The sequence below is a fragment of the Paenochrobactrum sp. BZR 201-1 genome, assembly GCF_044987585.2.
Taxonomy (GTDB): domain Bacteria; phylum Pseudomonadota; class Alphaproteobacteria; order Rhizobiales; family Rhizobiaceae; genus Paenochrobactrum; species Paenochrobactrum pullorum.
This window is the reverse complement of record NZ_JBJDRZ020000027.1, coordinates 1-13,589: the sequence shown is the minus strand read 5'-3', so window position 1 is coordinate 13,589 and position 13,589 is coordinate 1. Positions and strand designations below refer to the sequence as shown.

The 13,589-nt window shown below is 46.1% G+C and carries 16 protein-coding genes, 1 tRNA gene and 1 pseudogene; 3 read left to right on the top strand and 15 right to left on the bottom strand.

The window, feature by feature from the left end:
- Positions 1-92 precede the first annotated feature (92 nt).
- Positions 93-374 (top strand): CRISPR-associated protein Cas2, encoded by a 282-nt coding sequence (locus tag ACI0FR_RS13825; protein ID WP_404906162.1) that lies wholly within the window; start codon positions 93-95, stop codon positions 372-374.
- A 356-nt stretch (positions 375-730) separates the two neighbouring features.
- Here the strand turns inward: ACI0FR_RS13825 and ACI0FR_RS13820 are convergent, their stop codons facing one another.
- The 9 genes from ACI0FR_RS13820 to ACI0FR_RS13780 form a co-directional block, all read right to left on the bottom strand.
- Positions 731-1,261 carry a hypothetical protein gene (locus ACI0FR_RS13820; RefSeq protein ID WP_404906163.1) on the bottom strand — a complete coding sequence of 177 codons (531 nt, stop codon included), beginning with the start codon at positions 1,259-1,261 and terminating at the stop codon, positions 731-733.
- 178 nt (positions 1,262-1,439) lie between these two features.
- A tRNA-Met gene (locus ACI0FR_RS13815) sits at positions 1,440-1,514 on the bottom strand.
- Between the two features lie 64 nt (positions 1,515-1,578).
- The gene (locus ACI0FR_RS13810; protein ID WP_404906164.1) at positions 1,579-2,739 is read right to left on the bottom strand and encodes a hypothetical protein; all 1,161 of its coding nucleotides are present in this window, start codon (positions 2,737-2,739) and stop codon (positions 1,579-1,581) included.
- Between the two features lie 168 nt (positions 2,740-2,907).
- Positions 2,908-4,167, bottom strand: coding sequence for an AAA family ATPase (locus ACI0FR_RS13805; RefSeq protein ID WP_404906165.1), 1,260 nt, complete (start codon positions 4,165-4,167; stop codon positions 2,908-2,910).
- A complete protein-coding gene (locus tag ACI0FR_RS13800) occupies positions 4,167-4,997 on the bottom strand; it encodes a DUF7146 domain-containing protein (protein WP_404906166.1) in 831 nt (276 codons plus the stop codon). The genes ACI0FR_RS13805 and ACI0FR_RS13800 overlap by 1 nt, the downstream gene beginning before the upstream one ends.
- Positions 4,984-5,229, bottom strand: a complete 246-nt coding sequence (locus ACI0FR_RS13795; RefSeq protein WP_404906167.1) for a hypothetical protein — start codon at positions 5,227-5,229, stop codon at positions 4,984-4,986. Before ACI0FR_RS13795 ends, ACI0FR_RS13800 begins: the two co-directional genes overlap by 14 nt.
- A 5-nt stretch (positions 5,230-5,234) precedes the next feature.
- On the bottom strand, positions 5,235-5,690 hold the full coding sequence (locus tag ACI0FR_RS13790) for a hypothetical protein (RefSeq protein WP_404906168.1): 456 nt from the start codon (positions 5,688-5,690) through the stop codon (positions 5,235-5,237).
- Between the two features lie 90 nt (positions 5,691-5,780).
- On the bottom strand, positions 5,781-6,173 hold the full coding sequence (locus ACI0FR_RS13785) for a hypothetical protein (RefSeq protein WP_404906169.1): 393 nt from the start codon (positions 6,171-6,173) through the stop codon (positions 5,781-5,783).
- 95 nt (positions 6,174-6,268) lie between these two features.
- Positions 6,269-6,442, bottom strand: coding sequence for a helix-turn-helix transcriptional regulator (locus ACI0FR_RS13780; RefSeq protein WP_461667959.1), 174 nt, complete (start codon positions 6,440-6,442; stop codon positions 6,269-6,271).
- A 221-nt stretch (positions 6,443-6,663) separates the two neighbouring features.
- Here ACI0FR_RS13780 and ACI0FR_RS13775 point away from each other — a divergent pair, with 221 nt between their 5' ends.
- Entirely contained in the window at positions 6,664-6,945 is a 282-nt protein-coding gene (locus ACI0FR_RS13775) for a helix-turn-helix transcriptional regulator (RefSeq protein WP_404906171.1), read from the top strand.
- On the opposite strand, the gene ACI0FR_RS13770 is transcribed toward ACI0FR_RS13775, so the two are convergent.
- Positions 6,917-8,071 (bottom strand): tyrosine-type recombinase/integrase, encoded by a 1,155-nt coding sequence (locus ACI0FR_RS13770; RefSeq protein WP_404906172.1) that lies wholly within the window; start codon positions 8,069-8,071, stop codon positions 6,917-6,919. The genes ACI0FR_RS13775 and ACI0FR_RS13770 overlap by 29 nt on opposite strands.
- A 266-nt stretch (positions 8,072-8,337) precedes the next feature.
- On the bottom strand, positions 8,338-10,014 hold the full coding sequence (gene leuA / locus ACI0FR_RS13765; RefSeq protein WP_404906173.1) for a 2-isopropylmalate synthase: 1,677 nt from the start codon (positions 10,012-10,014) through the stop codon (positions 8,338-8,340).
- A gap of 300 nt (positions 10,015-10,314) precedes the next feature.
- Between leuA and ACI0FR_RS13760 the strand changes: the two genes are divergently transcribed.
- A complete protein-coding gene (locus ACI0FR_RS13760; protein WP_404906174.1) occupies positions 10,315-11,067 on the top strand; it encodes an AraC family transcriptional regulator in 753 nt (250 codons plus the stop codon).
- A 9-nt stretch (positions 11,068-11,076) separates the two neighbouring features.
- Here ACI0FR_RS13760 and ACI0FR_RS13755 read toward each other — a convergent pair whose 3' ends face one another.
- From ACI0FR_RS13755 to ACI0FR_RS13740, 4 genes and pseudogenes are all read right to left on the bottom strand, one after another.
- Positions 11,077-11,505: a GNAT family N-acetyltransferase gene (locus ACI0FR_RS13755; RefSeq protein ID WP_404906175.1), complete on the bottom strand. Its 429-nt coding sequence runs from the start codon at positions 11,503-11,505 to the stop codon at positions 11,077-11,079.
- A gap of 55 nt (positions 11,506-11,560) precedes the next feature.
- On the bottom strand, positions 11,561-11,776 hold the full coding sequence (locus ACI0FR_RS13750; RefSeq protein WP_404909696.1) for a hypothetical protein: 216 nt from the start codon (positions 11,774-11,776) through the stop codon (positions 11,561-11,563).
- An 88-nt stretch (positions 11,777-11,864) separates the two neighbouring features.
- Positions 11,865-12,470 carry a glutathione binding-like protein gene (locus ACI0FR_RS13745; protein ID WP_404906177.1) on the bottom strand — a complete coding sequence of 202 codons (606 nt, stop codon included), beginning with the start codon at positions 12,468-12,470 and terminating at the stop codon, positions 11,865-11,867.
- 205 nt (positions 12,471-12,675) lie between these two features.
- A pseudogene (locus ACI0FR_RS13740) lies at positions 12,676-13,521 on the bottom strand (amidohydrolase); the annotation flags it as partial.
- Positions 13,522-13,589 lie beyond the last annotated feature (68 nt).

The following is a 13,589-nucleotide window of genomic DNA, read 5'->3' as shown; positions in this document are numbered from 1 at the left end:
TAATTTTAAGTAAAACCAATAACTTTAAACCTATACATTGATTAAAATAAAAGAATCTGCTCGATTATATATTCTAATAAAATGAGGACATAATGAGTTACTTTATCGGCTACGACCTAAATAAAGAAGGCGACAACTACACCTCAAAGAACAAGAAATTGCGTGACCACATTAAAGAAAAATATCCGACTTATTGGTGTCATCTTGATTCAACATTCATCGTGGTTACAGACAAAACAGCAAAAGACATAAGAGACGACCTTAAGCAATTTTTAGATGACAATGACGAACTTCTTGTTGCCAAGCTAACTGGTGAAGGCGCTTGGTCCGGGTTCAACGACAATGGTAGCAATTGGCTAAAAAACCACCTTTAGTTTTTTCGCTTATATTGAGAAGCCATCCATATCTTTCAGCGTTCGCGTACCAACGGGCATCGCTTCTCAATTTGTAATTGTCCCTATTGCCTACGATGCCCGTCGCATTATGGGTTTCGGCTTTGCTCCGAATATAGGGATCCGGCTCGACTATTCGTTGCTCCACAATAATGGTCTGATAAATGCAGCCAGCCGTTATCGTGTTGTCGAGTGAGGTTGCTATGTTCTTGCTGCAACAATTCCATAGAAGGTACTCACGGCTCATTTCAAATCCGACAATGTGTCGGCAATGTAGTTCCAAGCCCTGCACTGAGGGATCAGTGCGGCAGCAAGTCAGGTCATCATGACCCTAGAAGTTATTCCAACTTCAAAGCCCGGCCAATTCGATGCAACACAACACCGGGAAGCGTAAACGCCGAAACAACCGTCTCAGCTAATTCCGGCTCATAGGTCCTACCATCAGCGGTAAATGCCAGTTCCAAGGGCGTATCTGTGCAGCTGTGCCGTACAACAATCGCATCCTCTGCACCGCCGTGAACGATAACACTAGCCTTAAAAGCAAGTTGGCTGTTGGCACTATGCGAAAGATCCGCACCTTTCAGTAATTGTGCAATGTAATGACCAGCCGTCGCATGTCCGGTATCGTCGGCATGCGTGTAAGAGCAAATTTCAACGGCGAGACGAGCTGCTTGATGTGATGCACGGTCAATGAGTAAAGCAACAAGCAACAAAGCGGCGTGCTCGTATGTTACATCTGGCGAGTGTCTGCCGCCATTGCCGATGGGGATTGCTCCAATTTCTTGAAGCTTACGGCTGACCATAATGATACGTCCAAAAGGCTGCTTTAATTCTTCCGCCACAACGGCGGTGACTTTAGATAATTTCATTTAGTCCCCTTTCCGCCGATCAGGCAGGTAAAAGATTTCGCGTTAAATAAAAATGCAAGCGGCCCTAGCATGACCACACGGGAGGAGACCGTAACATGCTAGAGCCACAACAATCCGCGCCGCTAATCAAAGCGCGCAGGAATAGAAAAGCCGTCCACCATAGGACGGCTCTAAAAACTGGTTGCAGAGGCAGGAATTGCACCTGCGATCTTATGGGTATGAACCATATGAGATACTACTTCTCCACCCTGCTAAAGACGGGGCTGTGTTTTCAACCCCTCATACTCATATCGGCTTCAATCCGCATTCCCCGACATTTACACTGCAACTTTCTTTATTATTTCTCCTAAATTGTCATTCGCAGCCATCAAGAGCCGTTTTCCGGCCTTCTCAGCGTACGATCCGGTATGGCCATGAGCTTTACCGATATCTGCGTATGTCTGAGCATCGCGGACAGCATTAAGCGACACGATGTCAGTTTTCGTTAACTGCGACATCGCTGCAGTCCATTGCTCTTTTCCTACCAGTGCAGTTGAAATGTCCGCCCATGCTTGGCTGCCACCGTGACAATCTGATTTTTTGCAACCGATAAAAAGGTCGGCCAGATGCTTGGGAGCTGCTGGCAGTGCTGCCTGACTATCCTTTTTCATATATGGCAATCCAGCCCACGCCCGAGCTTCTTCAAATGACAGCGACGTCGGCGGCAATGGCGGATTAGACATATCGCAGCGGGGACGTTTAGCAACCTTCGGCTTAACTTTGCCGCGCTTCGGCGATGGCAGAACGAAGTTAAGATAGTAATCGTTACTCGCCTTCAATGCTTCCGCATCGGTAGTTTCCTTAATATCGTCACGTCTCTCCTTGGAATGCATCATTGCACCAGTTCGCATGCGTAGCCGTTTAAACATTACGGCACCAGCGTCGCCGACACACTCCACCCACTCAGTTGGATTGATCCCATATTCATCTTCACCAGCAAATTGTAAATTGCCAATCCGAACGATCTGGCCATGCTGGTTGCGTTCAAAGTCGCCACCGATAATAATAGCTTCTTCATTGCGATATGGGCGCATTGCCTCAAGGCGACCACCAGAAAGCATTGAAGGTTCTTTCCTGTGGCAAACCTCAATATCAGCAATAGCGCTCTCTATGGCGCCTATTGACGGGATTATATCGTGGCTGCGTTCCGGCTTCCAGTCGGATATCGGATTATGATCTTCGTCGTCGCTATCAGTTTCAGTGCGATTGTCATTATCAGGGATGATATTCCAATTCGACGTCAGCGCTGATGCAGGCACGCCGCTCAGAAACATTCGCAACGGAGCAAAGCGCTTTACCTGATCTGCTGTAAGCTTGCGTTTTGACTGGCGTTGTTTCGGCATCATAGCGCCGTCGGTTTCAGTGCTGTTCAGCGACCATGCACGGTGTGCGGCCCTGTATGTTGATGGCCGCCATGAGATGTCCGTAATAAATGGCATTAGTTTCTCCTCAGTGTGGTGTGGTGGTGGTATGTGATATTGAAAATTGATCGGACTCTCGGACAGGACTCCCTATAGTAATAAGTCCTGTCCGTCCGGTCTCCATCCTTGCGGAAATGGGTACCCACTTTAATGTTGGGTATCCCTTATTTACCGCTATTAGATGGCTTATGGCTCATCTTGAATTATCTGGAATTTTCCAGTTAATTCCGAATATTCCGCCGATTTATCTAAGAGCCAAACCCATTCTTGCCCTGACCAATGGCCGGCACAACAGAGACGATTTTCAACGCCGCGGCGAATGGCGCGCGTCATTTGCTGCCTGATTAAATCAGCTCGCTTAGCAGGGTCATCGTGAGTAGAAATGTATCGGCGGTCGAATTCAGTTCGAAGGTCAGCTTTGGTTACAGCTCGGACCTTGGGTGCACTAGCGTCACCGTGAATATGCACATCTTGTCCAAATTCAATCAGAGCCACTAGTAACGCTTCACGGAAGGGGCCATCGGTTTTATTGGGGCGGGCCTTTTTTTCTGGCGCTTTATTTCCTGTATCAAAATTAAGAACCAGCGTCGTAATAGGCGACCCATCATCCCTATGAGCAATGACAACCTCTTCTTTATGGATGGCCGCTATGGGACCCTCTGCTCCTTCACGGCTCTTAGATAGGTGAAGGAAGTGGTCTTTTGTTAAGCCGGTGATTTCGTCCCGCTCACATGCTAATATTAATGAAAAATCTGCACCAGCACGAGCATTCGACGATCCACGCAATCCGGCGGAGGCATTCTTGCCAGCATGATGAATTAAGATAATCAGTATACCCAGCCGACGAGCTATTGGCTGCAATCTGTCAAAGACTTTTTGCCATGCGCCGGGGTCATTTTCCTTATCCTCTGCAATCATTCCAGCCGCCGTAACCGTGTCGATAAAGAGAGCGACCAAATCGACATCAAATCTATTCTTGAACGACTGATCGGCTTCAATCAACCGCTCTTCAAGTGCATCAAAAGCGGCTTTCCCCATTAGAGGCCCCATTTCATCCAATCGATAAAATGGCAGCAATTCACTTGGAGATGCCAACTTACTTCTCCGCGCTTTTAAGCGTCCTTCTATGGTCCCTTGCCCTTCCGCTGCAAGATAAACAACACCACCAATCCGCTCAATTTCCCTACCAGCCAGAGGTTCACCCGTCATAAAACAAGTAGCAGCATGAATGGAGAAAAACGTTTTAAACGCCCCAGACTGCCCGCCAAAAAAACCCACGCCTGTACGAGGTAATGTTTCTCGAACTAGTTCAGGAGTTGGTACAATTGGCTTATCCTCACCCATGAAGATAAGTTGACCTCGTTTATTATCATTCGCCGCCTCTAGTTCCGGAGCAGTCTCCCCCGGCTCAAACACGACCGTTTTAGTATTCGGTATAGCCACCATTACGCAACTCTCTCTGCAATATCCGCGATGTCTTCACCGACTGTTTTTGATTTTGTAACGGTCACTTCTCGACCAGATTTGTGCCAACGCTCAGCGCATCTGTACGCTGCAGACTGCCCCGTTCCTGACTGATCATTGTCTGCATAAATTGTCAGAGCTTCGATGCCATCCAAAACCGGAAATGACGCAATGTTGCCGGCTGAAAGACATGCCCATATAGGGGCAGCTCCAAACTTCATGGCGCCCAATGCGGATTCTATGCCTTCAGCGATTGAAAGACCGGCAGTCACTTCATCATCACCAGAAAGCCGAACCACACCGCCCTTTGCAGTACCGAGCATTTTCTTTGCACTCTTACTGCCGTCTGCGTTCAAATATGTCCGATGGATACCAATCGGTTCATTGGTAAGCACGTCGGTAATCAATCCGACCATTGCTCTGCCACCTTGCCAAAACCGCAGGGCATCCCCGCCATATGATAGATTGCGATTTATGAGATAAGTTTCTGCAAGGGTGCTAACGATAGGGGTAGATCGCTGCCATATTGAAAGAGCGTCGCGCTGCCTGCGCAACCGCTCGACATCTAGTGCCTGCGCATTCTCATGAAAAACTAAGGTCTTTTCATTTGACAACCCAAGGACTGCTTTTACATGATCACGACATTCACGGAAATCATCACCAGCGAATGAGTGAACGACAAAACCATCGTTAGTGAATGTGACTAATAAAGATCGGTCATGTCGGCTATGCCCAGGCCCAGGACAGAGAATGCGGTTGCGGCTATGCACATCACCACGGAGAGCTTGGGCAGCTGTTTTAGTATCGTACATTGGCCACTGCCCCCATTGATTTTTGTGCGAGAATTGCAAGTTGATCTGCCAATTCTATTGGCAATGAGTAAGCGTGGCTGACATCATCCTTCGGACCATAAACACGGGTGCCATTACGAGTTTTTACAAGCTGTAATCTGAACAGCTTGACGCCATTTTCTAACTCGACATCAAAACGTGCGACTGTATTACCTGCCCCTTTCGGGACAGGCCGTATTTGCAAAATTTTCATGGTGGTCAGGCCGCCTTACCAAAAAGAGCACGCCACTCACCATCTTGCTTCAAGTAAAGCGTGTCGCGTGCTCCACCGCCTATGGTTACAATCCGCTCCACAGTCTCATCGAGATTGTGGAAAAAACGAATAGATCCCACCATGTCCGCACAATGCCCTTCATGCAGAACTGCCGTTCCTAATTTTGTTGTAAAATCATATGAAACAGAAATCACGCAGCACTGAAAATCATCATGAAATGGCGGAAGCGGCTTATTGGTCTTTAGCAACTCAACAGACGACTCGGCATCAGCAACAGCAATTTCTTCCGCTATCGCAAAGGCGCGCATAAACTCATTTTCTTGAATATCTGGAAATCGCTCACGGATGGCAGAGATCTGCTCTTCGCGACTCATGTCGCGGTATTCCTCAATTAGGAATTTTGCAAATTCTGCGGATTTTTCTGCATTAGTAAAAGTCATGGATTTCTCCTCTAGTGTTGTGGTGAAAAAAGCGCGAGCGCCATCATGGCGCCAGTTGCGCAAGGTGTGTTTGTGGTGGTGTGGAAGATTTTAGGCTGCGAGCTCGCGGCGGCGTTTGTGCGATGCGAAATCTATAATGTTCGATCCGTTCAAAGCGCCATTTTCTGATAACTCCTTGCAGCGGATGTATGAGGCACGAAACTCTTGCAGGGCTGTGTCATGACGCGCACCATAGTCGATCTCAGCATCCGTGTGGTCATCACGATCTTCCCAATCTGGGAACATATCGACGGTCACACCTGTGGATTGCTCGATTTCAAAAACTAGCAAGGCCAGATATTCAGCACGCACTTCAGACTTCAAAACATCAATCATACCAAGCATATCGCCGACAGGTTTGTGGTCTGATTTACGATTTTGGATTTCCCCGATTGCAAGAACGAGGGCTTTATCCTTCAAGAATTCAATACGACGTGGATTCAATTTTATTCTCCTCAAGTTTATGGTGGTGATCTGGTTTGTACGGCCAGAACCGTGGCACACGACTGCGCGTTTGTGAAATAGAGTTGGGGGATTGGTTAGGCGGCTCGAGAAGCGATGCGCTGGTCAATCCACGCATTAACTTCGGATCTAACGTAAGCCTGTCGCTTAACGCCTATCTGGACCGGCTGTGGGAACTTTCCCTCTTTTGCCATCATGGAAAGCAGAACACGGGACATCGTGGTTGCTGTGGATGCCTCTTTTGCGGACATCAGGCGCGGGGTATTATCATTATCTGATTTCATTTTTTCCTCTTGTGTGTTTTGTGCCGGTGGTGACGACAACAATTAGATAGACATTTGAGAGCGCAATTGCGCAACTATAATAATGAAAATAATTTCTTTATTTTCAAATTTGTTGCTTTCCGACTCGCTTTTTGATTTATATGATACAAAACCATTAAAATCAAGCAAAATGTCGGATAGTTATCTGAATGACCGAATTTTCCCTTCTATCAGCGCAAGTCCGAGCTGCTCGCTCCCTACTAAATTGGTCTCAATCTTATCTGGCGGACGGATGCATGGTGAGTCGTTCAACAATCGCCGATCTGGAAGCGAATAAAAGACAACCGCACGAGTCCTCGCTTTACATCATCATGTCCGAACTAAACGCTGCTGGTATCGAGTTTACAGAGCGCGGGGTTGAATTCACTGAAATACCACCAAAGGAATATGTTCCAACCGGCATCAGACAGAAAAATTCTCAAGGTAATTAGCCCACTCATCCATCATTTCGCGTCTTTTTGCCAATGCCGTTCCACGCCGGTAGGCTGCTTCCGTTTTATCTCTGATCACGTGAGCAAGTGCAGCTTCGGCCACGTCACGAGGATAGCTGGTTTCATCCCCTGCCCAATCGCGAAAGCTACTTCGCAATCCGTGCAAAGTAGCTTCACCAGCTCCTGCAGAACGAAATACCTTAGTCATTGCGGTGTCGGAGATTGGCTTAGCCCCCCTTTCCCCTTCAAAGATCAGCTCACCCGTAGCCTTTTCTTTACGATCCATCAGGATTTCAATCGCACGATCACAGAGTGGCACCTCATGCGGGCGCGATGCCTTCATTCTCTCCGCTGGCACTATCCAAAGCTTTTCGGAGAAGTCGATTTCGCCCCATGTCGCATTTCGTGCCTCACCAGATCGCGCAGCCGTTAAAGCAACGAATTCCACTGCACTTGCGGAAACAGCATTAGACATTCGCAAATTAGCAATCACGGCTGGCAAATCCTTATAGCTCACCGCAGCATGATGCCCCCTGCTCAGTTTACTTCGTGCTGGCAGCAGCTCTTTTAAACCGCCACGCCAATCAGCTGGATTATCCCCCACATATAACCCACGGGCTTTAGCGTGATCGATAACAGCAGCTATGCGCTGTCTGGTGCGGTCTGCTGTTTCTGGTATTTTTTTCCATATAGGTTTCAACACCTCGACAACGTGGTCACGAGTGATATCGGCGATCGGTAACTTATGCAGTGGCTCCGCATACTTGGTCAGCGTCATTCCCCATTGAGCTTTATGTTTATCATTTTTAAAGCTCGCCTGCTTAACATCCAAAACATCATCCATCACGTCAATAAATGTTTTTCGGCTATGTAAATCATCTCCACGGGCTAGCCTCTCACGTATTGCATCAGCCTTTTCACGAGCTAGCGCTAACGATACAGGTGCGGTTCCCTGCCCATATCCGCCAAGGCCTAATTCTGTTCGCTGGCCTTGACGTTTGAAAATAAAAAACCACTGCTTTGAGCCACCAGCTCTGACACGCAGAAACAAGCCGTCACCATCCGAGTAAATGCCCGGTTTAACCAGTGATTTAATACGAGTTTCAGATAGCTTGTTTCTTGCCATGCCGATTCCTTTTGCCATAACTTTAATTACGAAAGTATGGTAAAAGTGGGAAAATGCAAGAATTTACTTCAATAATATCAATAGCTTGCAGAAATCGGCGGGCGCTCTCTCCGCCAGCTTGTCATTCATCATTATCAAAAATTATAATAAGAAGCTTAGATTTTCATCTTTGACAAAGCCATATATTCATGTCTGCCTCAAAACGCTTGCATCGTGTGCGGGCGTTTCAAGGCAGGACTATGGCTTAAAGTATAGAGCGCTCAGCTTTATTGGATGGCATTTGCTGCCGCACTTAACACCGCCCGAACTGAAGCCGTTGTGACATCATCATCAATACCGACACCAAAAACTTTCTTTCCATCGGGTAAACGACATTCAATATAGGCGGCTGCTTGCGCAAATGTTCCTTTTTTCAACGAATGCTCATGATAATCAATAACATCCACCCCTAAGTCAAACGCATCCTGCAAGGCTGAAACGGCACTTGATATCAAACCATTCCCACGTCCCGTAATAGTCACTTCCTGACCTTGATGCATGATCCGTCCCGAAAAAATCCGTGCCTCGCCGGCACGTCCCAAACTGCTGTCTTTATAAGTCAGCAACTCAAAGCTTTTATTCTGATCTAAATGGTAAAGCTCATTAAACAAAGACCAGATAATTTCTGCGGTGGTTTCTTTGCTTGTCGCATCAGCATAATCCTGAACCCGGCGGCTGAAATCAATTTGCAATTGCCGCGGCAATTGCAATCCCCGATCCTGTTCAAGCACCCATGCGACACCGCCTTTACCGGACTGGCTGTTAACGCGGATGACCGCTTCATAACTTTCACCAATATCTTTAGGGTCCAGCGGCAGATAAGGCATTTCCCAAATACTATCATTGCGGCTTTCATGCGCCGCAAAACCTTTACGAATAGCATCCTGATGCGAGCCGGAAAATGCGGTATGAACCAACTCTCCGGCATAAGGATGCCGCGGATGTACCGGCAATGCATTGCAATATTCAACGGTTCGTACAACCGAACGCATTTCTGGAAAATAAAGCTTGGGATCAATCCCTTGTGTATAAAAATTCAATGCCAGAGTAACAAGGTCAACATTCCCTGTGCGCTCGCCATTGCCGAAAAGACAACCCTCCACACGGTCAGCGCCAGCCAGCAAAGCCTGCTCAGTAGCGGCAACCGCTGTGCCACGATCATTATGCGGGTGTACGCTGATAATCACACTATCGCGACAGGATAGATGTCGACAAAACCATTCGATCTGATCAGCATAAACATTTGGCATTGCGACTTCCACTGTGGCCGGAAGATTTAAAATAACTTTATTTTCAGGTGTCGGCTGCCAGACATCCAGCACTCTTTCGCAAATTTCCAAAGCGAATTCCGGTTCCGTAAAACAGAAAGTCTCAGGCGAATATTCAAATATCCACCGTATATCGGGTTGCTTTTTGCTTTGTTCAAGCATCGCCGTCACACCACTAACAGCCAAGTCAATTATTTCTTGTTTCTCCATTTTGAAAACAACGCGCCGAAATAGCGGAGCTGTCGCATTATAAAGATGGACAATAGCCTGTTTAGCGCCGCGCAAAGATTCAAATGTTCGTTCAATCAAATCAACACGTGACTGCGTCAACACCTGAATGGTCACATCATCAGGGATCAAATCTTCTTCAATCAATCGCCGTACAAAATTAAAATCCGTTTGCGATGCGGACGGAAAAGCAACCTCAATTTCCTTGAAGCCAATTTCAAGCAGCATGCGGTAAAACCGCATTTTTTTATCCACATCCATCGGATCTGCAAGTGCCTGATTTCCATCGCGCAAATCCGTCGATACCCAGATGGGCGCTTGCGACAAACGGCGCTCAGGCCATTGTCGAGCCGGCAAAGAAATAGGTGAAACAAAAGGACGATATTTGCTATCAGGATTAAACAACACGAAAGTAATTCCTCTAATGCTGGCACGAGCCAGTCTCTTCAAACTGTAAAACAGACGGCAGACTACGACCGCAGGGTGCCGTCAGGCCCGACGATCGCAGCTAAGTCGAAGAATAAGAGGAAGTCTGAAGCACGCACTGTCCTTCGAAGCGCCAAGCTTCGTCAGAACAATCAAAATGGTGCGTACATTTAAAACCAAAAGAAAACTTTCTTAAAATGAAAGATAGCTGACATAGATTATAATATTCAATCTTGGCATTCTTGCTTGAAAAGGCCATTATAATGATCAAAAGGGTCAAAAATGGTCATTGAGTATCGATTCCCACATACACATTCAGTTTACGCGATTGCCCAAGATGAAAGTGCATTTTCAGGCCCCCCGCATAGCCATGCTGACGGCCAATTGATTTATGCTAAATCAGGTGTGGTGATAGTCACCACGACAAGTGGCACCTGGATTGCACCGCCCAATCGTGCAATCTGGATACCTTCTATGGTTTCCCACACAACCCGCAGTTATGGTGCCGTTAAATTTCGCAGTCTTTTCATCAGACCTTACGCCACTGGCCGCTTACCTGATATTGCTGGTGTAGTCGAAGTATCTAATTTACTGCGGGAACTAATTTTAAGATTAGTAGAATTAAATGACCAGTCATTCACGCAATTTACCGAAATGCTCAGTAATCTCGCGCTGGAAGAATTGACATTTTTACCAACTGAGCCGTTCAATTTGCCAATGCCCGCAGAGCCTCGCTTACAGGCACTTTGTTTAAAAATTCAACAGACACCCGATATTAATCTGCCTCTCGAAACAGCAGCTTCATCCGTTGGAATGAGCAGACGCAGTTTTATGCGCCATTTCGAACAAGCAACCGGCATGACATTCGGGCGATGGCATCAACAAGCCCGCCTTCTCGCTGCCCTGCCTGCTATTGCAGAAGGCAAAACTATTTTATCGGTAGCGTTGGACTGTGGTTATCAAAGTGTGAGCGCTTTTACCAATGCCTTCAAACGTAACTTCGGCCATCGGCCATCTGATTACTTCATGCGATAATTTATGTAATTACGGGCTGATTAAAAGCTTAATGTAACGCTTGCGTTTTTCTTCATAGCCGTGGCTTTCATAAAATTTATGCGCCCGCTCTCTTTTCATGCTGCTGGCCAGTTCTATTTTCGAACAACCATTCGCTTTTGCTGCCGCTTCTGCCTTTGCAAGCAATCTATATCCGATGCCTGCACAACGCTTGTTTTCATCAATAACAAGAGCAGAAATAACACCCCAGCAACCATCTTCATGCATCGGCGTAATAAAGTTTAAAACCACCACGCCGCAAATCTCTTCATCAGTACTGGCTACAAGAATGATTTCATAAGCAGTTTTTTCACTTAACCGTCGTCTAATATTCTCACACTGTGTTTGATAACCCAACTGTTCGAAAAGTTTCTGCAATGTTTGACTATCATTAGAAACGGCCGGTCTGATAGAAATCATGAGATAAACCTATGCTATGCAACTGAGGACAGACCGATTTCCATTCATGTCCATTTTAAGGTTTAAAGTAACGATTAAGAGCCATGATTATTTTTGTAAGGGTTAAAATAGCAACCGGTGGCAAGAATATAATGAGTAATAAGACAAGAATGGCTTCATCCAGCCCCCCTTTATCTCCTGCTACACGTAAAGCACCATCATGAATAAGAACGCCGACAAAAGCCACTGAAACCAGCAAACAGACTGCAATTAGCAATTTGCATACTTTCATCCATAACCAACCTGCAATAAATTTGTATCAGATAACATTTAAGCACAATAATAAACGGGCACAATGAAACATTGCGCCCGTGCTGATATTATATCAATCCCTCTTCTTTCAAAACCTTTTGAGCAGCAGGACGCGCGAAAACACGCTCATAAAGCGCAATTGCTTTAGGATATGCACTCAAATCGAGCTGCAAAACACCCTTCCAATTTATAACAACGGCCGCATAAATATCAGCTTGGCTCACATTGCTACCCAACCAATAGTCCTGATTGTCCGTTAACATCGCTTCGAACTGCGCCATACGACGGTTAACACCGGCTACCGCCTGTGCTTTGTCATCTGTACTCAGATGAGGTGCGAAAAGACGTCCAAAAGCATTATGCAAATCAGAGCAGAAGCCCAAGGCTTCCTGCAAACGTGCGCGTTCTAATGAGCCATAAGCCGGCTTGAAAGCAGTGATATCTGAATGTTCACCAATATATTGCAAAATAGCTGCATTTTGCGTGACAACAACACCAGAGGCAACTTCCAGTGCAGGAACTGCACCGCGCGGGTTAATAGCCAAGTAATCAGAACCTGTTTCTGTCTTCTTTTCTTTGAGGTCAACAGCTTCTAATTTATAATCCAGCCCGGTTTCGCATAAAGTGATATGTGGCGCTAGAGAGCAGGCACCAGCTTTATAATAGAGCTTCATTGTCAATTTCCTTAAATCAAAATCTTAGCCTAGACGGAAGTAGCACAAGGATTTCAATCTCTCAACGAGGCACCAAAACGTAACTACTGATGAATTACGCAATTACTATTATTCTTAACGATTTTTAATCCCCTCGACTCTTAGCCTGAATACACCAAGACATACAGAATACGAGTAAAAATTCGCCTTGATTTATCCAAAATAATCAATTCAAATTATATACTAATTTACCTAAAAAATATGTTTGCAAAACTTTTGTATTTTTAACTTCATCATGTGGGACGTCAAAAATATTCCTGTCAACGATAATAAAATCAGCCTGTTTTCCTTTTACCAGACTGCCTGTTTTATCCTCTATACCCACCGCTTTGGCTGCATGAATAGTATAGGCTAACAACATCGTATTGAGATCTAGACGTTCAGCTTTATTAAGACCACCATCCGGCCCTTCTCTGGTCATGGCATGATGCATAGCCTCCCACGGATTAGCCGTTGAAATTGGCCAATCACTTGCTCCGGCGATAACAGCACCGTTTTTTTGCAGCGACCGTGCAGGATATTGCCGCCAAAAATCACTATCGTTGATAAAAGGTTTAACCAAATCGAGCAAATAATTATCCATCTCTGCCCAATGCAATTGCATGACCGGCATAATATTTAACACCGCAAAGCGTGGATAATCATTTGGATCAACCAGTTGCAAATGGGTAATTGAATGCGCAATACCGCTATCACGCTTTTGCCGCGCGACTTCAAAAGCGTCCAGCGATTGTTTTACTGCACGATCACCCAAAGCATGAATATGGACCAATAACCCTTTTTCATCTGCAGCATCTACGAGGGCTTTCAATCCCTCCTCCGTCAACAGCATTTCACCTTGCTTGCCTGAGTTTTTATAATGACTAAGCAAGGCTGCACTTTGTGCCGGAAATTCAAGCACCCCATCTGCGAATATTTTTATACCGGGCATTGACAGATTGGGCACTGCTGCAAATTTCTGACGCACTATATCCAATCGATCAAGATCAGCTGCATCACTCAACGGACTTGATGTGGTGGACGGCCTCCTGATCCGCTTTTGTGCGATAGTGTGGTTGTTTTTAAAAGCCACCAAGGAGA